General features: G+C 36.9%; 1 protein-coding gene. It reads left to right on the forward strand.

The features are described from left to right. A partial coding sequence (locus SB689_RS22735) for a hypothetical protein (RefSeq protein ID WP_410694338.1) occupies positions 1 to 252 on the forward strand: 252 nt, incomplete at its 5' end. Positions 253 to 339: the final 87 nt, after the last annotated feature.

Here is a 339-nt window from a genome sequence, read left to right on the forward strand (position 1 = left end):
GGCATGATTGATGAAAACGGAAAATATCGTATAGAATTAAGCAATACAGAACTTGTCACGCTTACTGACACTTCCGTTATTATTCAAAAAAACGGATTATATGGAGTCTCTGATTTTAAGCTCAAAACAATTATCCCAGCCGAATATTCTGAACAGCTCTTTACCGGTGAGGAAATACAGTTATTGAAAGACGACGCCTACTATTACTTCAGTCAGGAAGGAAAACTGCTGAGAAAGGAAGAAATGAAATGAGACAAAAAATACTAATTCTTATAGCCATTACCACAGGAATTTTCCTGTCATCGGCACAAACGCTAACATCGTCCAACATTTGGTATG

Source organism: Chryseobacterium sp. SIMBA_038 (assembly GCF_046535115.1).
Lineage (GTDB): Bacteria > Bacteroidota > Bacteroidia > Flavobacteriales > Weeksellaceae > Chryseobacterium.